This window comes from Pseudoduganella sp. RAF19 (assembly GCF_052114165.1).
In the GTDB taxonomy this organism is placed as follows: domain Bacteria; phylum Pseudomonadota; class Gammaproteobacteria; order Burkholderiales; family Burkholderiaceae_D; genus Rugamonas.
Map to the genome: position 1 here is coordinate 587,506 of NZ_JBFREF010000003.1, position 16,844 is coordinate 604,349.

General features: G+C 62.3%; 17 protein-coding genes. 8 read left to right on the top strand and 9 right to left on the bottom strand.

The annotated features are described in order from the left end of the window. Window positions 1–144: 144 nt before the first annotated feature. Complete coding sequence (locus tag AB4Z19_RS10545; RefSeq protein ID WP_442035271.1) at window positions 145–588, bottom strand: peroxiredoxin; 444 nt, start codon at window positions 586–588, stop codon at window positions 145–147. Window positions 589–721: 133 nt separating this feature from the next. Continuing rightward, window positions 722–1,099 (bottom strand): Mth938-like domain-containing protein, encoded by a 378-nt coding sequence (locus AB4Z19_RS10550; protein ID WP_442029182.1) that lies wholly within the window; start codon window positions 1,097–1,099, stop codon window positions 722–724. A 143-nt stretch (window positions 1,100–1,242) separates the two neighbouring features. Here AB4Z19_RS10550 and AB4Z19_RS10555 point away from each other — a divergent pair, with 143 nt between their 5' ends. Beyond that, complete coding sequence (locus tag AB4Z19_RS10555; RefSeq protein ID WP_442029183.1) at window positions 1,243–2,475, top strand: pyridoxal phosphate-dependent aminotransferase; 1,233 nt, start codon at window positions 1,243–1,245, stop codon at window positions 2,473–2,475. Between the two features lie 26 nt (window positions 2,476–2,501). Continuing rightward, window positions 2,502–3,824, top strand: a complete 1,323-nt coding sequence (locus AB4Z19_RS10560; protein ID WP_442035222.1) for a homoserine dehydrogenase — start codon at window positions 2,502–2,504, stop codon at window positions 3,822–3,824. 210 nt (window positions 3,825–4,034) lie between these two features. Here AB4Z19_RS10560 and AB4Z19_RS10565 read toward each other — a convergent pair whose 3' ends face one another. The 4 genes from AB4Z19_RS10565 to AB4Z19_RS10580 all read right to left on the bottom strand — a co-directional run bounded on the left by AB4Z19_RS10565 (window position 4,035) and on the right by AB4Z19_RS10580 (window position 7,901). Then, window positions 4,035–4,346, bottom strand: coding sequence for a BON domain-containing protein (locus tag AB4Z19_RS10565; protein WP_442029228.1), 312 nt, complete (start codon window positions 4,344–4,346; stop codon window positions 4,035–4,037). 204 nt (window positions 4,347–4,550) lie between these two features. After that, window positions 4,551–5,930 (bottom strand): sigma 54-interacting transcriptional regulator, encoded by a 1,380-nt coding sequence (locus AB4Z19_RS10570; RefSeq protein ID WP_442029230.1) that lies wholly within the window; start codon window positions 5,928–5,930, stop codon window positions 4,551–4,553. Next, window positions 5,930–6,490, bottom strand: a complete 561-nt coding sequence (locus tag AB4Z19_RS10575; protein WP_442035223.1) for a hypothetical protein — start codon at window positions 6,488–6,490, stop codon at window positions 5,930–5,932. Before AB4Z19_RS10575 ends, AB4Z19_RS10570 begins: the two co-directional genes overlap by 1 nt. Then, window positions 6,480–7,901, bottom strand: coding sequence for a HAMP domain-containing sensor histidine kinase (locus AB4Z19_RS10580; RefSeq protein ID WP_442028687.1), 1,422 nt, complete (start codon window positions 7,899–7,901; stop codon window positions 6,480–6,482). Before AB4Z19_RS10580 ends, AB4Z19_RS10575 begins: the two co-directional genes overlap by 11 nt. Before the next feature lie 121 nt (window positions 7,902–8,022). Here AB4Z19_RS10580 and AB4Z19_RS10585 point away from each other — a divergent pair, with 121 nt between their 5' ends. Further along, complete coding sequence (locus AB4Z19_RS10585) at window positions 8,023–8,472, top strand: MarR family winged helix-turn-helix transcriptional regulator (protein WP_442028685.1); 450 nt, start codon at window positions 8,023–8,025, stop codon at window positions 8,470–8,472. After that, complete coding sequence (locus tag AB4Z19_RS10590) at window positions 8,469–9,956, top strand: MDR family MFS transporter (RefSeq protein WP_442035224.1); 1,488 nt, start codon at window positions 8,469–8,471, stop codon at window positions 9,954–9,956. Before AB4Z19_RS10585 ends, AB4Z19_RS10590 begins: the two co-directional genes overlap by 4 nt. On the opposite strand, the gene AB4Z19_RS10595 is transcribed toward AB4Z19_RS10590, so the two are convergent. Next, window positions 9,953–10,594 (bottom strand): energy transducer TonB, encoded by a 642-nt coding sequence (locus tag AB4Z19_RS10595; RefSeq protein WP_442024392.1) that lies wholly within the window; start codon window positions 10,592–10,594, stop codon window positions 9,953–9,955. The two genes, AB4Z19_RS10590 and AB4Z19_RS10595, sit on opposite strands and share 4 nt — an antisense overlap. 100 nt (window positions 10,595–10,694) lie before the next feature. Here AB4Z19_RS10595 and AB4Z19_RS10600 point away from each other — a divergent pair, with 100 nt between their 5' ends. Both AB4Z19_RS10600 and AB4Z19_RS10605 read left to right on the top strand, forming a co-directional pair. After that, the gene (locus tag AB4Z19_RS10600; protein ID WP_442024390.1) at window positions 10,695–11,336 is read left to right on the top strand and encodes a response regulator; all 642 of its coding nucleotides are present in this window, start codon (window positions 10,695–10,697) and stop codon (window positions 11,334–11,336) included. Between the two features lie 5 nt (window positions 11,337–11,341). After that, window positions 11,342–12,577, top strand: a complete 1,236-nt coding sequence (locus AB4Z19_RS10605; protein WP_442035272.1) for an ATP-binding protein — start codon at window positions 11,342–11,344, stop codon at window positions 12,575–12,577. Here AB4Z19_RS10605 and AB4Z19_RS10610 read toward each other — a convergent pair. Both AB4Z19_RS10610 and AB4Z19_RS10615 read right to left on the bottom strand, forming a co-directional pair. Then, window positions 12,555–14,009 carry a sensor histidine kinase N-terminal domain-containing protein gene (locus AB4Z19_RS10610; RefSeq protein ID WP_442024388.1) on the bottom strand — a complete coding sequence of 485 codons (1,455 nt, stop codon included), beginning with the start codon at window positions 14,007–14,009 and terminating at the stop codon, window positions 12,555–12,557. The two genes, AB4Z19_RS10605 and AB4Z19_RS10610, sit on opposite strands and share 23 nt — an antisense overlap. Further along, window positions 14,009–14,695 (bottom strand): response regulator, encoded by a 687-nt coding sequence (locus AB4Z19_RS10615; protein ID WP_442024386.1) that lies wholly within the window; start codon window positions 14,693–14,695, stop codon window positions 14,009–14,011. Before AB4Z19_RS10615 ends, AB4Z19_RS10610 begins: the two co-directional genes overlap by 1 nt. A 101-nt stretch (window positions 14,696–14,796) precedes the next feature. Between AB4Z19_RS10615 and AB4Z19_RS10620 the strand changes: the two genes are divergently transcribed. Together AB4Z19_RS10620 and AB4Z19_RS10625 are read left to right on the top strand one after the other, a co-directional pair. Continuing rightward, on the top strand, window positions 14,797–15,864 hold the full coding sequence (locus tag AB4Z19_RS10620; protein WP_442024384.1) for a porin: 1,068 nt from the start codon (window positions 14,797–14,799) through the stop codon (window positions 15,862–15,864). A 3-nt stretch (window positions 15,865–15,867) separates the two neighbouring features. After that, window positions 15,868–16,824, top strand: coding sequence for a Bug family tripartite tricarboxylate transporter substrate binding protein (locus tag AB4Z19_RS10625; RefSeq protein WP_442024382.1), 957 nt, complete (start codon window positions 15,868–15,870; stop codon window positions 16,822–16,824). Window positions 16,825–16,844 lie beyond the last annotated feature (20 nt).

A 16,844-nucleotide genomic window follows, 5' to 3' on the forward strand; every position in this document is an offset into this window, starting at 1 on the left:
AATGAAAGGCTGCCTAAGGCCGCCGTTGCGGCCAGTATTGCAGTCCGGTTGGCACCGGGGTGAGTGGTTGGAAGAAGCTTGACTCAAAATCTGGCTATATTAAAGCTCAGTTACGGTTGTTCGACCGCAAGGAGGGCTTTGCCATCAGCCCTGGCTTGCCACGAATTCCAGTACATCATCAACGTGACCTGGAACCTTCACGCCTCTCCATTCTTTCACCAATCGCCCTTGAGCGTCAATGACAAACGTGCTGCGTTCGATTCCACGTACATCTTTACCGTACATTTTTTTCATCTTCATGACACCGAAGGCCTGGCACAACGCTTCTTCGGGGTCGGAGATCAATTCGAAGGGCAGGCCCAGCTTGGCCTTGAAGTTCTCGTGCGAGCGCAGCGAGTCGCGGCTGACGCCGTAAATCTCGGCGCCGGCAGCCTGGAACTTGTCGTGCAGATCGCGGAAAGCCATGTTTTCGGTGGTGCAGCCGGGGGTGTTGTCCTTCGGGTAGAAGAACAGCACGGTGGTTTTGGCTGGACGGCCGGACAGCTGGAAGGTCTGGCCGCTGGTCATGGGGGCGCTGAAGTCGGCGATGGTATTGCTGGGGCTTGCCACTATTGTTCTCCTGAGCTTATGTGGGGGCGGCCCTTTATATCAGGGCAATATTTCTTATTTCAACCCCCAAAGGCAAAATCCGGTGGCTGCCACATCGTGGCAGCCACCTGTTTTACGGTTTCTCGATGATCAGTGCCAGCAGCGCCTTGCGGCCTTCGCCCATCAGGATGTTGTAGGTGCGGCAGGCGGCATTGGTGTCCATGCACTCCACGCCGACCTGCTTTGAGGTGAGCGGGGTGGTCAGGCGCGGGTGGACGAAGCGCTGGCGCTCGCCGGTACCCAGGATCACCACGTCCGGCTGCTCCACCGCCAGCTGCGCGAAGTGTTCGACCGTCAGATCCTCGAAGCGGGCTACCGGCCAGGCGCGCGGCGCCGTCTCGGGCAATACCAGCAGGCTGTAGTCGAAAGGCTGGCCGTTAATTTCGACGCCGCCGGGGAAATAACCGGACACAGTCTGGTACTGCTGGTTGCTGGATTGGTGAAGCTTCATGGGAAATGCCTGTATTTAATCGCAATAGAACGTCTATTGTATCGTTTTCCCTTGAAACAGGCTTCCCGGTGGTTGCCTAAATGAAGAGCTTTCGGCAGAATGGGTATTTTCGCAATGCAGCATGGATATGTAAGGGATTGATTTTGCGACCGGTTCAGAAATCGAACAAGCTCAACGAGATTTGCTACGAAATCCGCGGCCCGGTGCCTGAAAAGGCACGCCAGATGGAGGAAGAGGGCCACAAGATCACCAAGCTGAACATCGGCAATATGCAGCCGTTCGGCTTTGATCCGCCGGATGAGATTGTGCATGACATGATCGTCAACCTGCCGAATGCGGCGGGCTATACCGATTCCAAGGGCCTGTTTGCACCGCGCAAGGCGGTGATGCACTACACTCAGACCAAGAATATCGCCGGCGTGACCATCGACGATATTTACCTGGGCAATGGCGCGTCCGAGCTGATCGTGATGTCCATGAACGCGCTGCTGAATAACGGCGATGAGGTGTTGGTGCCGGCGCCGGATTATCCGCTGTGGACGGCGGCAGTGAGCCTGTCCGGCGGCAAACCGGTGCACTATATCTGCGACGAGCAGCAGGACTGGTTCCCCGACATCGACGACATGCGCAAGAAGATCACGCCCAATACCAAGGCGATCGTGGTCATCAACCCGAACAACCCGACCGGCGCGCTGTATCCGGACGAGGTTCTATTGCAGATCATCGAGCTGGCGCGCCAGCACCAGCTGATCATCTACGCTGACGAAATCTACGACAAAGTGCTGTACGACGGCGCGACCCACACCTCCATCGCCGCCCTGTGCGAGGACGTGCTGTGCGTGACCTTCAACGGCCTGTCCAAGAGCTACCGTTCCTGCGGCTACCGCGCGGGCTGGATGGTGCTCTCGGGCGAAAACCGAAAATACGCGAAGGACTATATCTGGGGCTTGAACATGCTGGCCTCGATGCGCCTTTGCGCCAATGCACCGGGGCAGTTTGCGATCCAGACTGCACTCGGCGGCTACCAGAGCATCAAGGATCTGGTGGCTCCCGGCGGGCGGCTGCTCAAGCAGCGCGACCTGGCTTACCAGTTGTTGTCCGATATTCCGGGCGTCAGCGTGGTCAAGCCAAAAGCGGCACTTTATATGTTCCCCCGCCTTGATCCGAAGATCTATCCGATCGCGGACGACCAGCAATTCGCTTATGAACTGCTGGAAGAAACCAAGGTCCTGATCGTGCAAGGCACTGGCTTCAACTGGCATTCGCCGGACCACTTCCGCGTCGTGTTCCTGCCGAACGCCGACGATATGACCGACGCCTTCGGAAGAATGGCGCGCTTCATGGAAGGCTACCGCAAACGTCACGGCCAGGGCTGAAACCGATCACAATAGATAACGAGATTATGAAACCCATCAAAGTAGGCCTGTTAGGCATTGGCACCGTAGGTTCGGGCACCTTCAACGTCCTGTCGCGCAACCAGGAAGAGATTACGCGCCGCGCCGGCCGCGGCATCGAAATCGTGGCCGTGGCGGACCTGAACACCGAACGCGCGCAACAGCTCACCGGCGGCAAGATCAAAGTCGTCGCCGACGGTAACGAGATCGTCAACGATCCGGAAATCGACATCGTCATTGAGCTGATTGGCGGCTACGGCATTGCCAAGGAACTGGTGCTGAAAGCCATCCACAACGGCAAGCACGTGGTCACCGCCAACAAGGCCCTGCTGGCAACGCACGGCAACGAGATCTTCGCTGCGGCGCAAGCCAAGGGTGTGATGGTGGCCTTCGAGGCCGCTGTTGCAGGCGGCATCCCGATCATCAAGGCGCTGCGCGAAGGCCTGACCGCCAACCGCATCGAATGGATCGCCGGCATCATCAACGGCACCACCAACTTCATCCTGTCCGAAATGCGTGACAAGGGCCTGGACTTTGGCACTGTGCTGAAAGAGGCGCAGCGCCTGGGCTACGCCGAAGCCGATCCGACCTTCGACATCGAAGGCGTTGATGCAGCGCACAAGGCGACCATCATGTCCGCCATTGCTTTCGGTATTCCGGTGCAGTTCGACAAAGCCTATGTGGAAGGCATCACCAAGCTGGAAGCGGTGGACATCAAGTACGCCGAGCAGCTGGGCTATCGCATCAAGCTGCTGGGCATCGCCAAGCGCACCCGCGTCAACGGTTCGGAAGGCATCGAACTGCGCGTGCACCCGACCCTGATCCCGGCCAAGCGCCTGATCGCCAATGTGGAAGGGGCGATGAATGCGGTGCTGGTGCAGGGCGATGCGATCGGCGCCACCATGTACTACGGTAAGGGCGCAGGCGCGGAGCCGACCGCTTCGGCGGTGATTGCGGATCTGGTGGATATTACCCGCCTGGCGACGGCCGATCCTGAGCACCGCGTGCCGCACCTGGCTTTCCAGCCGAATGCGCTGACCGATATCAAGATCCTGCCGATGGCGGAAGTGACCACTAGCTACTACCTGCGCATGCATGTGGCGGACCGTCCGGGCGTGCTGGCTGAGCTGACCCGTATCCTGGCCGATGCCGGTATTTCCATCGACGCGATGATGCAGAAGGAACCGGCTGAGGGTGAGACGCACACCGATATCATCATGCTGACGCACCAGACGCAGGAGAAGAATGTAGCTGCGGCAATGGCGAAGATGGAGGCGCTGGAAACGGTGGTCGGCAAGGTTACCCGTATCCGCCTCGAAAACCTTTCCTGAACCCACGGCAGAAGCAGGTGGCAGGCACGATGTGCCAGCCACCCCATTCGAAGTCCGCGGCGTCAAACAGGTGGCTGCCACAGCGTGGCTGCCACCAACCCTTCCGGTTTAAAAAAAAGCGGGCAACATCCGAAGATGTCGCCCGTTTGAAGGGGAGGTACTTCTACTACTCTCTCACGTACTGCTTACTGCGGGTACTACGGGGGAACTTTACTTGGCGGCGACGGTCAGCTCGCTCTTGACCTCTTTCACGCCTGCCACAGCGGATGCAGCCTGGATCGCTTTGGTGCCTTCATCAGTGCTGGCCACCGAGCCGCTCAGAGTCACCACGCCTTGCGCGATCGTCACGCTGATTTGCTTCTGGTCAGCCAGCGCGGACTTCACTTTGGCGGTCAGCGCGGTATCAGAGCTAGCGGCGACGGCGCCTGCCATCGCGCCATCTTGCTGAGCGAATGCGGTCAGCGAGGCTGCGGACAGGGTAGCTGCGGTGATCAGGGAAGCGATCAGTTTGGTTTTCGTCATGGTCTATCTCCATTTATGAGTCAAAAAGGACGCCCTGGGACGTTACCCAGACTATTGCAAGCGCCGTGCCAGCTCTTGCAAATTCAATAAAATCAAAGAGTTAAGATTTAAACGTTCTGACAAGCAATGCTTCGGGGATATAACCTGTCGCCGGGGAGCGACAGGTCCAGGGGCTGTATTGGCAAGTGCTTGATTTGAAAGGGCTTATTCTTGTCGCTCCTCAGCGACAGGGGTCAGATCAGAGCGGAACTGGGCCGCGTTGAGGTCGTATTTCTGCAGCAGGCGATAAAACTCGGTGCGGTTGCGCTCGGCCAGACGCGCGGCATCCGCCACATTGCCATCCGTCAGTTTCAGCAACTGGACCAGATAATTGCGCTCGAAGCGCTGCTTGGCTTCGGTATAGCTGAGCACTTCCAGTGTCGGAACGCGCAGGGCGCGCTGCACCAGTGTCAGCGGCACGATGGGCGCGGTGGCCAGCGCGCAGACATGCTCCACCACGTTGTACAGCTGGCGCACATTGCCGGGCCAGGCGGCGCGGGTGAGCGCTTCCAGCGCGTCCGGTGCAAAGCCGTTGACCATCTTCTGGTACTTCGTGGCCAGCATTTGCAGGAACTGGGTGGCCAGCAGGCCGATGTCCTCGCGGCGTTGTGACAAAGGCGGCAAGGTCAGCGTGATCACGTTCAAGCGGTAGTAAAGGTCTTCGCGGAACTGGCCCTCCAGCATGGCCTGCTCCAGGTCGCGGTGGGTGGCGGACAGCACGCGCACATCGACCGGCCGGCCGGCATCCGAACCTACCTGGCGCACCACGCGCTCCTGTAGCACGCGCAACAGCTTGACCTGCAGGTGCAGGGCCATATCGCCGATCTCGTCGAGGAACAGCGTGCCCCCATCGGCAGCCTGGATCAGGCCTTCGCGGCTGGCCACCGCGCCGGTGAAGGAACCCTTCACATGGCCGAACAGTTCGGACTCCAGCAGCTGCTCCGGAATCGCGCCGCAATTGACGGCAATGAAGGGCGCCTTGGCGCGGCGCGAAGCACGATGGATGGCGCGCGCCAGCAGTTCCTTCCCGGTGCCGCTTTCGCCGCGGATCAGCACACTGGCTTCGGACACCGCCACCAGCTTGGCCTCCGCCAGCAGCTCCGCCATCGACTGGCTGCGGCTGATGATTTCTTCCCGCCAGAATTCGTCGCTGCGCGACTGCACCACGCTCGGCGCGCTCAGGCTCAGGGCCTGGCCGATGCGGTCCAGCAGCACCTTGGCGTCAAAAGGCTTGGTCAGGTAGGCATAGGCGCCCAGCGACGTCGCTTCCACCGCATCAGGAATGGTGCCATGCGCCGTCAGCAAGATCACGGGCAGGGCTGAGAATTGTTTGCGAATCTGCTGGAACAGGGCCATGCCGTCGCGGCCCGGCAGGCGGATGTCGCTGATTACCATGGCAGGCAGTTCCATCGCGATATGCGCCAGCGCCGCCTCCGCGCTGCTCACGGCTGTCACCTTGTAGCCATTGGCTTCCAGGCGCATGGAGAGAAGACGCAGCAGGTCCGCGTCGTCGTCCACCAGAAGAAGATGTGCACCGACCGCCATCACTTCACCCCCGCCGACGAACCGCTGGAAGGACGCACGGGCAAGCCGCGTTCAATCGCCTTCAGCGCTTCCAGCATATCGTTCAACTGTTCATTCTTGCGCTGGCCGTCCTTCAGCTGCGTATTGAGCTTGTCGACGTGGTCGTACAGGCGGCGCTGTTCCGCGCAATAGCTGGACAGCATTTGCGCCAACGATTTGAACGGCGTCGCATCGGCCTCGCTCGACGTGGCCACTGCGTCGAACTGGGCCTGCGCGCGCGCCAGGTCGGCGGGGCTGCGCGTCAGCGCCAGCACCATGCCCGACTGCAGCAGATTCTTGGGCGTCTTCTGCTGCAGCGACAGGCCACTCAATTCCTTCAGCAGCTCGCCTTGCGTCATCTTGCGCAGCGACTGGTGATAGGCCAGCAGCGGCCCCACTTCATCAATGGGCGCAGGCAGTATCGTGATCGGCGCACTGACCGCAGGCGGCGTGATGGTCGGCAGGGCAGGCTGCGGTGGCGGCCGCTGCGTCATGCAGGCGGCGCAGAGCAAAAGCGGCGGCAATAAAGTCTTAGCGTTCATATGGGAGTTCGATTCGAAAGTGGGCGCCTTCAATGGAGGGCAGAAGCTGCAGCGTGCCGCCATGTGCGCTGATGTATTCGCGCACGATGGAAAGGCCGATGCCGTTACCGCGCCGCGCGCCGGCGGGCTGGCGTTCACCCTGGTAGAAGGGCTCGAAAATATGTTCGGCGTCGTTGGCGGCCACGCCGGGACCCTGGTCGCAGCAGTCGATCAGCAGGGTGCCCGCATGTTCGCCAACGGTGAAGCGCACTTCGCCGCCTTCGGGGCTGAAGCGTACGGCGTTCGACAGCAGATTGCCGACCACCACGCCCAGCTTGTCCGCATCGGCCATGATGAGCGCTGCGTTGCCTTCGACCGAAATCTTGAGATTGCGCGCTTGCCATTGCAGGCGCTGGCTGTCCACCACCTTATGCAGCAGCTCCGCCGCATCGGTAGGCTGGCGGTGCAGATGCTGGGCTTCGAAATTGGCGGTGTTATAGCGCAGCAGGTCTTCGATCTGGTTTTGCAGCGAGGCCGTGTTCTGGCGCAGGATGCCTGCCACTTCGCGCTGATTGGGCGCCAATGGGCCGGCCACTTCGTCCTCCAGCAGCGACACGCCTTCCACCAGCGCCGCCAGCGGCGTTTTCAGTTCGTGCGAGATGTGGCGCAGGAAGCGCGCCTTGTCCGCTTCCAGATCGGCCAGACGCTGGCGCAGCCAGTTCAGTTGCTGGCCGAGGCGGCGCAAGTCGTCCGGCCCTTCCACTTCAATGGGACGGTCATAGCGGTTGCCACCCAGCTGGCCGATGGCGTTTTCGATCTGGCCCAGTGGACGCGACAACCACATGCCAAAGCCCAGCGCCAGTGCGGCGGCAACCGCGATGGATGCGATCACCTGGCCGGTCAGCACGCTGCGCTGGCGATCCAGCTCCTGCAGGATCTGGTTGTTGCGGTAATCGACTTCGCGCTTCACTTCGTCGGCCAGCCCTTCATTGATGGCGGGCAGACCCGCGAGGGCGATGTTCAGCATCTGCTGGCGTGCGCCGCGGCGTGCGCGCGGCACCTGCATGGCGGACCACGCCGCCTCGCCATGTTCGCGCCAGGCGCGAAAGGATGCGCTTTCGGCACGCGGCAAGCCATTGGCCAGCGCGTCAAGGGCGGCCTGGCCGTCGCGCCACGCATCCATATAGCGCTCGCGGAAGGCGGGATCGTCCAGCACCAGGAACTGGCGCGCGCTGCGCTCCATCGCCACGCTGCGCTCGGCGAGGCGCTGCGCATTGGCGGTCAGCAGCACGGCGTCGCGGCCGATCTCGCGGCTTTGCGCAGACAGCTTGTCCAGCGTCAGCAGGGCGTGGACGGAAGTAGCGCTCAGCAGCAGGGCAATCAGCAGGAAGACGCCAAGCAGCAATTGGCGGAATGAGAGCTTGGTAATCATTTGTTGCGGACGCCGTGAGAGGCTTAGTTATCCGGACCATCATAGGGGAAATTGTTGCCGTGCCGCGTCCGATTGGCCGGACTGTGCTAAGATAGTTAGGTAGACTAACTATCTAATTATCATGGCAGACGAACAACCCATCAATCCACGTGCGCTGGAGATCGCCGGCGAGCTGCGTACCGCCCTGAAAATGCTGATGCGCGAGATGCGGCGCGACAGCGGCATCATCGAGAGCGACATTCCGATGGCACAGGTCATCCTGATGGCCACGCTGGCCGAGCATCCCTGCACCGGCGTGGCGGAGCTGGCGCGCATGGAAAAGGTGAGTGGCCCCACCATCAGCGCGCAGGTGAAGGCGCTGGAGGCTGCGGGTCTTGTTGAGCGCTGCGAGGCCGACCCGGCGGACCGCCGCCGCAGTGGCCTGCGCCTCTCCGCGCTGGGAGAGGGCAAGATACATCAACTGCGCGAACAGCGGCTGGAGTGGATCGCGCGCCGCATCGCCCGTCTTTCCCCGGCCGGTATCGAGGCCATCGCGGCCGCCATCGGCCCTTTGAAGGAGATTGCAGAATGACCCAAGCACCCGACGCGCAAATCACGGGCGCCGAGATCCGTGCCATTTACTTTGCCATGATGACCGTGCTGGGGCTGAGTGCGCTCGACCAGAGTATTGTGTCGACGGCGCTGCCACGTATCGTCAGCGATCTGGGCGGCATGGCGCACTTGTCGTGGGTGGTGACGGCCTATGTGCTGGCGTCCACCGTGACCATGCCGCTGTACGGCAAGCTGGCCGACCAGTACGGGCGCCGTCCGCTCATCTTTGCGGCGCTGGGCATTTTCCTGCTCGGTTCAGCGCTATGCGGGCTGTCGCAGAATATGCTGCAGCTGATCGTGTTCCGCGCCATTCAGGGCATTGGCGCGGGCGGCTTCATGCCGCTGGCGCAGATCATCATCGGCGACGTGGTGCCCCCGGCGGAGCGCGGCAAGCGCATGGGCATGATTCCGATTGTGTTCGCAGTGACCAGCGTGCTCGGTCCCGTGGTGGGCGGCCTGATCACGGACTGGCTGTCATGGCACTGGATTTTCTACGTCAACCTGCCGGTCGGCGCACTGGCATTTCAGGCGATTGCGCGCTCGCTGCACAAGCCGCAGATCAAGCATGCGCACCGCATCGACTATCTCGGCTCGGCGCTGCTGACCGGCTCTCTGACCACGCTGCTACTGGTGCTGGCGCTGGGCGGCACCGAGTGGCCATGGGATTCGACGCAGGTCTATGTCTGCCTGGCACTGGCCGTCGCCATGGGTATCGCGCTGCTGATTCACGTGCGCAGCGCGGCCGAACCCGTGCTGCCGCCGGACCTGTTCCATAGCAGCGTGTTCAATGTCGCCAGCATCGTGATGGCGTTTACCTTCACGGGGCTGATGGGCGCGACCATTTTCTTCCCGCTGTTCTTCCAGGTGGTGATGGGCGCCAGCCCTTCGCAATCGGGCTTGCTGACGGTGCTGATGATGGTGGGCCTGATCATGTCCTCGATCACCAATGGCCGCGTGATGGCGCGTACCGGCAAGTACAAGGCGGTGCAGGTGGCTGGCCTGGTCGCCGCGACGATTGCTTTCGGCGTGCTGGCCTGGGCAATGGAGAAGGGCCTGGGTTATTTCGTGATCGAGCCGGCGATTTTCCTGATGGGCATGGGCCTTGGCCTGGTCATGCCGAATATGACCATCGCCGTGCAGAACGCGTTGCCGCTGGCGCGGCGGGGCGTCGGTACGGCGATGCTGACCTTCTTCCGCTCGCTGGGCGGGCTGCTGGGTGTGACGGGCTCCGGCGCAATCCTGGCGCGCCAGCTGCATGCGCACGGAATCGAGGCGGTGGCTGCGGTCGGCGCGCACGGCGGTGCAGCCGTTGCCGGCGCGGCCAGCGCGGCGACTGTCGCGGTGTACCGCCATGGCATCGCCAGCGTGTTTGCCGCCGGCAGCGTGATGGTCGGCCTTGGTCTGCTCGCGCTGCTATTCCTGCCCGAGCTGCCGCTGGCCGGCCATCCATCGCAGAAGAATTAATCGTCCAGCGACCACACGTACTGGACGCGCGTCCAGGATTCAAAGGGAACGCCGTCCACCGTCCCCGGTTTGAAGCGGCATTGCGACAGGCCGCCAATTGCAGCGCGGTCGAGATCCCGATAGCCGCTCGATTTTTCCACTTTCGACGCCGCCACATGGCCATCCGTTCCGATCAGGAAGGCCAGCGTGACGGTGCCCGTATCGCCATTGCGCAAGGCCGACTGCGGATAAGCGGGTTTGGCGCAAGCCCGCATTTCAATCACCGGCTGCACGGTTAGCGGCTCGTGTTTCGCCACCACGATATCCCCACCGCCCGCCGCCGGCGGACCGGGATTCACGGGGCGCCGCACGGGCACGCCTTCCGGAATGGTGGGCGTGGTGTCGGTAATCGTGACCGTGACCGGCCAATCTGTCGGCGGACGCACGTCGGGCGGCGTGAACTGCGTTGGCATCGGCAGCGGGGGAGGTGTCTCGTATTTTGGCTCAGGCGGCAGCGGCAATACTTCGACCGCCGCCGGTCCATCCGGATGGTTGATCCACACCTTGGTATGCTGCAGGGCGAACACGAAAGCCATCACATGTGCCAGTCCAATCACGGCCATTCCGGTGTAGTTCTTGCGCTGGGAATTGAAATTCATGAGAACTCTCCTTTGCTAGTGCATGGAAGTATATTCTTCCAGTAAGTAGAAATTTGCAATGGGTTTGTGTGGAATTTTTTGCTGTGATATCGTTCTGCCTATGGACAAGAACATTCGCGCATTGCTGGCAGACGATCATCCCATCGTAATGGACGGCTTTGCCATGACCCTGGGCGCCCATGGAATCGAGGTGGTGGCGCGCGCCAAAACGCCGGAAGAGGCGATCTCGGAGTTCCAAAGGATGGAACCTGATGTTGCTATCCTGGATATCCGTTTCGGTGAGCAGCTGACGGGCCTGGATGCTGCGCGCCAGATCCTGAAGGCCAAGCCGAACGCCCGCGTCATCTTCCTGACCCAGTTCGATCAGGACAGTTTGATCAAGGAGGCCTACCGCATCGGCGCGCGTGCCTTCATCACCAAGGATTGCGATCCTGAGGAACTGGCGCTCGCCGTCAAGCGCGCGCAGCACGGCGAGCTGTATTTCATGCCGGCGATTGCGGAGCGCCTGGCCAGCCTGTCCGTACTGGGCGAGCAATCGCCGCAAGCGCTGCTGGATGAGCGTTCGCTGCAGATTTTCACGATGATGGCGGAAGGGCAGACCAACGCCGAAATCGCGGAAAAGCTCGATGTGTCGAGCAAAACCATCAGCAACACCAGCCAGGCCATCAAGGACAAGCTGGGCGTGCAGCGCGCCGCCGACATCACGCGCCTCGCAGTACGCCATGGCCTGATCCAGCCTTGACCATCATGCCGCGCCTGAGCACCCGTACGCGGCTGCTGCTGATCACGACCTTCCCCTTGCTGGTGCTGTTCGTCACGCTGACCTGGTACAGCCACCAGTCGCGCCAGGAGGAAGTGCGCGCCGAATTGGCGGAGCGGGGCCAGTTGCTGGCTGCCGCGCTGGCCAGCAGTGGCGAAGCGAGCTTGATGGGCGGCCAGTTCGACGAACTGAAGGCGTCCATCTACGGCATGATGCAGGGCGATTCAGCCATTAAGCGCGTGACGCTGCTGGATGCGAGCCGCAAACCCCTGGTCGATGTGGAAGCGCGTACCTCCGGCCAGCCGGAAGCCCGTTACTTCGAGGCGCCGATTCATAAGCGGCTGCTGTATGTGACCGGCGGCGGCGACCGCAATGTCGGCACCATGGGCTATGTGCAGGTGCGCATGTCCGCTACCGCGCTGCTGGCGAAGCAGAGGCGCCGCTTCTACATCGAGCTGGGCGTGGCCAGTCTTGGCCTGCTGCTTTGCCTGTCGCTGGCTTACCGCATGACGGACGGATTCGCTGCCTCGCTCAAATCGTCAATGCAAGCCTTGCGCGCCGCAGACGAAGAAAAGCGCCGCTTGCTGCAGCGCGTGAACACCGCCGTGGAAGATGAGCGCAAGAGCATTGCGCTGGAAATCCACGATGAACTCAATGCCACGCTGATTGCTGTCCGCCTGGAGGCGCAGCAAATCACTGCGCTGGCCGCGCAGGCGCAGCCCGCGCCGCTGGCCGGGCAGATCGGCGACAAGGCGCGTGCGATCACCAGACTGGCGCTGGGCTTATACAACAGCGGCCGCTCGCTGGTCCGCCGCCTGCGTCCCGAAGTGCTGGACATGCTTGGCCTGCAAGGCGCGCTGGAAGAAATGGTGAACCAGTATGAACGCAATCACCCTGACTGTCATTTTGCGCTGCAGGCCCAAGGCGATTTCGCGGGACTGGACGGCAACGTGGCCATCAGCGCTTATCGCATCGTGCAGGAAGCGCTATCGAACATCGTCAAGCACGCCCGCGCACGCAATGCCACGGTGGCGCTGCTGCGGCGCGATGGCCGCCTCGAGATTGCCGTTGCCGATGATGGCGTCGGCTTCGATCCGGCACACACGGCAGAAGGCATCGGCATTGCAGGCATGAAGGAGCGCGTGCAGGCGCTGGGCGGACGCTTTGCCATCGCCACCGCCAACGGCACGCGTATCGCGATCAGCTTGCCGCTGGAAAGCTGACGCGGATCAGCAAGCCCTTGCCGTTCGCGCCGGCGTCGAGGGCAATGGTGGCGTTGTGCAGGGCAGCGATGTCGCGCACGATGGCCAGGCCGAGGCCGGAGCCGCCGGGGTTGGTCTGCATCGAGCTGGCTGCGCGGTAGAAGGGTGAGAACACGCGGTCACGGTCCGCTTCAGGAATGCCGGGGCCGCTGTCTTCCACTTCCAGCACGGTGTGTTCGGCATAGCGCATCACGCGCAGAATCACGCTGCCGCCGGATGGCGTGTAGTGCAGCGCATTGTCGACCAGATTGGCGACCAGCTCGTGCAGCATCAGCGCCTGGCCGGCCACTTCCGCCTCGGTATCGCCTTCCAGCGAAAGATCGATATTGCGGTTGACAGCGGACAGCGCCATTTCCAGTGCCACCTGCTGCACCATGGCGCGCAGCGGCACGGGTTCCGGCGTGTGGTTGCCGCTATGTTCGATGCGGGCCAGCATCAGCAGGCGGTTTGCCAGGTGGACGGTGGAGTCGGTGGTGGCGGTAATGCTGTTCACGATTTCGCGCAGGTCGGCGCCGCTGGCATCACGGTTGATGTCACGCTGCGCCATTTCGGCCTGCGTCTTCAGCACGGTCAACGGCGTGCGCAGCTGATGCGAGGCGTCGGCAATGAAGCGGCGCTGGTTGGCGATCAGTTCCTGAATGCGCGACATATAGGCGTTCATGGCCTGCACCAGCGGGCGCATTTCCTTGTGCACCAGGGCGGGATCGAGATCGGACAGGTCGGATACGCTGCGCGTTTCCACTTCCGCTTTCAGGCGCATCAAAGGCTGGAGCACCAGCCGTACGGCAAACCAGATCAGCAGACCGGCCACCAGCACCACGCTGGATTGCCACACCACGGTGTCGAGCAGAATCTTGTTGGTCAGGCCGCGCCGCGCGTCCAGCGTTTCACCCACCTGTATCAGGGCGATTCCGCGCATCGAACTGTCGTACACCGGCTGCAGCAGGGCGGCAATGCGGATCGGCTGCCCGTTGTAATTGGCGTGATAGAAGCGCACCAGGGCAGGGTAGTTCTCGGAGCGCGGCACATTGGGCGGCACAGGCGGCAGGTCGTCGTAGCCGGACACGGTTTCGCCCTTGATGCCGGTGACCTTGTAGTAGATGCGGCCCAGCGTGTCGGTCTCGAAGCTGTCCAGCGCCACATAGGGCACATCGGCCACCACGCTGCCATCGACCACGGACACGCGTTCCGCCAGTGCGCGCGTGGACGCCAGCAGCGAACGGTCATAAGCCTGATCCGCCGCGTCGACCGCATTGCGATAGACGGACACGGTATTCAGCAGCTCCAGCAAAATCAGCGGCAGCAGCAGCCAGCGCAGCAACTGGCGGCGCAAGCTGCCCAGTGGCGCGCCGCCTTGCCAGCGCAGTCGAAGACTTTCGAGCAGCGCCGCCATCAGACCTTGGCGTCGCGCGGCTGCAGCAGGTAGCCGATGCCGCGCAGGGTGGTGATGGCCGCCGCGCCAGGCTCCGTGCTTTCCAGCTTCTTGCGCACGCGGTGGATATACAGCTCGATCGCATCGAGGTTCGCATCGTCGGCCAGGGCGAACACTTCGTCGAACAGCTTTTCCTTCGCCACCGGTTTGCCGCCGCGCGTGATCAGCGCTTCCAGCACCGCGTGCTCGCGCGGCGTCAGCGCCAAGCTGTTGCCGTAGTAGCTGAACATGCGCGATACCGTATCGAATTTCAGGGCGCCGCATTCATAGACCAGCGCCTCGTTGCCGCTGCTGCGGCGCAGCAGGGCTTTCACGCGCGCTTCCAGTTCCACCAGTTCGAAAGGTTTGGCGAGGTAATCGTCGGCGCCCAGATTCAGGCCTTGCACACGGTCTTCCAGTCCGCCGCGCGCCGTCAGGATCAGCACGGGCGTCTTGCGGCCGCGGGCGCGCAGGCGCTTCAGCACTTCCAGTCCATCCATCTTCGGCAGGGTGAGGTCGAGGATGATCAGGCCATATTCCTGCGTGAGCAGCAGCGCGTCAGCATCGGCGCCGTTGTCCGCGCATTCGACCGTCAGATGGGCATCGCGCAGGGCTTTCGAGAGCCAGTGTTGTAATTCTGTGTGGTCTTCTACTAACAGTATGCGCATTGAAATGTGGCTGAAAGGCGATTGAAAGGTTGACGATTTTATAGTTGAACCGTGCCAGAGCAAGATCGAGCACAACTAACTATAAACCCAGGAGACAGCTTGTGAAAAGAACTTCCACGACGATCGCCGTCGCGGCGATGCTTACCGCCGGTGGCGCAGCCCACGCACAATCCAACGTTCAAGTCTATGGCCTGCTCGACGTCGGCGTCGACGTATCCAACAACGCCGGCCCGAATGGCGGCACCCTGAGCCGCGTCAGCTCGGGCGGCATGAACACTTCCCGCTGGGGCCTGCGCGGCTCCGAAGACCTGGGCGGCGGCCTGAAAGCCGTGTTCCAGCTGGAAGGCGGCATTCTGATGGACACCGGCGCCATTGACGGCCAGCTGTTCCGCCGCCAGGCCAACGTCGGCCTGGAAGGCAGCTGGGGCCGCGTGGTGCTGGGCCGCTCCTTCACCAGCGTGTACGACACCGTGATCCGCTTCGACCCGATGGGCTTCGCGCCGTTCTACTCGTGGGCCACGACCGCCAGCGCGACCGGCCCAAGCAAGTACGGTATGACCACGGGCTTCGACAATATGATCAAGTATTCCGGCAAGACCGGAGACTTCAACTACGGCGCGACGTATTCCTTCGGCGAACAGGCCAACGGCAGCCACGCCGACAGCGCGAAATATGCCTTCGCCACCAGCTACGAATCCGAAGGCCTGGGTCTGATGGCGACCTATGAACGCGAGAACGGCAATACCGTAGCCGCCACCGGCAATCGCGACGAAACCTCGGTGATCCACGCCGGCGGCTACTACCAGACCGGCCCATTCAAGTTCTGGCTGGCCGGCCGCGATTTCAAGCTGAAGGCCGGCAAAGCCGCTACGCCGGACGTGAAAGCAACGACTTACTGGACCGGTGTGGCCTATAAGCTGCAGCCTAACGTCACGCTGACCGGCGCCGTGTACTATGTCGATGTGAAGAATGTCGCCGACGGCAAGGACGCTGATCCGATCATGTACGTACTGCGCTACCGCTACGCTGCATCCAAGCGCACCGACCTGTACGCGACACTCGGCTATACCAAGGCCCGACACGATCTGCTGACAGGCCTGTCGCGTGATGACGCGGCGTTCGGCAACAGCCAGCATGGCCTGATGGTCGGTATCCAACATCGCTTCTAAGTCATGAAAGCACTGCTGCACTTTTTGCTGGCTGCCGTTCTCCTGAGCGGCGCGGCGCTGGCCTCCGGCGCCGAATGCATCGTGCCGTCCAAGCCGGGCGGCGCGATGGACCTGACCTGCAAGCTGGTGCAGCAAGGCCTCACGCTTACCCCCAATCCGCCGCCGATGCACCTCAGCTATCTACCCGGCGGCATTGGCGCCGTGGCCTGGCATTCGCTGGCGGGCCGCCGCCGTGCCGAACCCGGCACGCTGGTCGCCTTCTCCGGTGGCTCCCTGCTCAATATGGCGCAGGGCAAGTTCGGCAAGGTGAAAGCGTCCGACGTGCGCTGGGTGGCAGCGCTGGGCGCGGACTACGGCATGATCGCCGTGCGCGCCGATTCGCCTTACAAATCGCTGGGCGACCTGGTCGCAGCACTGAAGCGCGATCCGTCCAAGGTGTTGATCGGCGTGAGCGGCACCATCGGCAGCCAGGACTGGCTGAAGATTGCGCTGCTGGTGCGCACGGCCGGCATCGATCCGAAAGTGCTGCGTTTCGTGGCGCTGGAGGGCGGCGGTGAGGCTTTCACAGCGCTGCAGGCTAATTTCGTGCATGTGGTGTCGGGTGACGCCTCGGAAGCGCACCTGATGGCGCCTGGCGGGAATGTGCGGGTGCTGGCCGTGCTGTCGGAACAGCGCTTGCCTGGCTTGTTGGCCAACGTTCCGACTGCACGGGAGCAGGGCTACGACGTGGTGTGGCCGATTATCCGTGGCGTGTGGATGAGCCCCCATGCTACCGAGGCCGACTACGCTCAGTGGGTAAGTAAGTTCGACCGCATGATGGCAGATCCGGAATTTGCGCACATGCGCGAAGCGGCAGGCCTGTACCCCTTCAATATGACGGGCAAGGCCCTGACCGAATACGTAACAAAGGCCGTTGACGACTACGGCCGCCGCGCCAGCCAGCTAGGCCTGGTGCGCTGATAAAAACCTCCAAGGAGACA

Bases quoted from the DNA above. Each gene is read 5' to 3' on its own strand.
- AB4Z19_RS10550 (WP_442029182.1), bottom strand. From the start codon at position 1,099: ATGAAGCTTCACCAATCCAGCAACCAGCAGTACCAGACTGTGTCCGGT.
- AB4Z19_RS10560 (WP_442035222.1), top strand. From the start codon at position 2,502: ATGAAACCCATCAAAGTAGGCCTGTTAGGCATTGGCACCGTAGGTTCG.
- AB4Z19_RS10565 (WP_442029228.1), bottom strand. From the start codon at position 4,346: ATGACGAAAACCAAACTGATCGCTTCCCTGATCACCGCAGCTACCCTG.
- AB4Z19_RS10570 (WP_442029230.1), bottom strand. From the start codon at position 5,930: ATGGCGGTCGGTGCACATCTTCTTCTGGTGGACGACGACGCGGACCTG.
- AB4Z19_RS10575 (WP_442035223.1), bottom strand. From the start codon at position 6,490: ATGAACGCTAAGACTTTATTGCCGCCGCTTTTGCTCTGCGCCGCCTGC.
- AB4Z19_RS10580 (WP_442028687.1), bottom strand. From the start codon at position 7,901: ATGATTACCAAGCTCTCATTCCGCCAATTGCTGCTTGGCGTCTTCCTG.
- AB4Z19_RS10585 (WP_442028685.1), top strand. From the start codon at position 8,023: ATGGCAGACGAACAACCCATCAATCCACGTGCGCTGGAGATCGCCGGC.
- AB4Z19_RS10590 (WP_442035224.1), top strand. From the start codon at position 8,469: ATGACCCAAGCACCCGACGCGCAAATCACGGGCGCCGAGATCCGTGCC.
- AB4Z19_RS10595 (WP_442024392.1), bottom strand. From the start codon at position 10,594: ATGAATTTCAATTCCCAGCGCAAGAACTACACCGGAATGGCCGTGATT.
- AB4Z19_RS10600 (WP_442024390.1), top strand. From the start codon at position 10,695: ATGGACAAGAACATTCGCGCATTGCTGGCAGACGATCATCCCATCGTA.
- AB4Z19_RS10605 (WP_442035272.1), top strand. From the start codon at position 11,342: ATGCCGCGCCTGAGCACCCGTACGCGGCTGCTGCTGATCACGACCTTC.
- AB4Z19_RS10610 (WP_442024388.1), bottom strand. From the start codon at position 14,009: ATGGCGGCGCTGCTCGAAAGTCTTCGACTGCGCTGGCAAGGCGGCGCG.
- AB4Z19_RS10615 (WP_442024386.1), bottom strand. From the start codon at position 14,695: ATGCGCATACTGTTAGTAGAAGACCACACAGAATTACAACACTGGCTC.
- AB4Z19_RS10625 (WP_442024382.1), top strand. From the start codon at position 15,868: ATGAAAGCACTGCTGCACTTTTTGCTGGCTGCCGTTCTCCTGAGCGGC.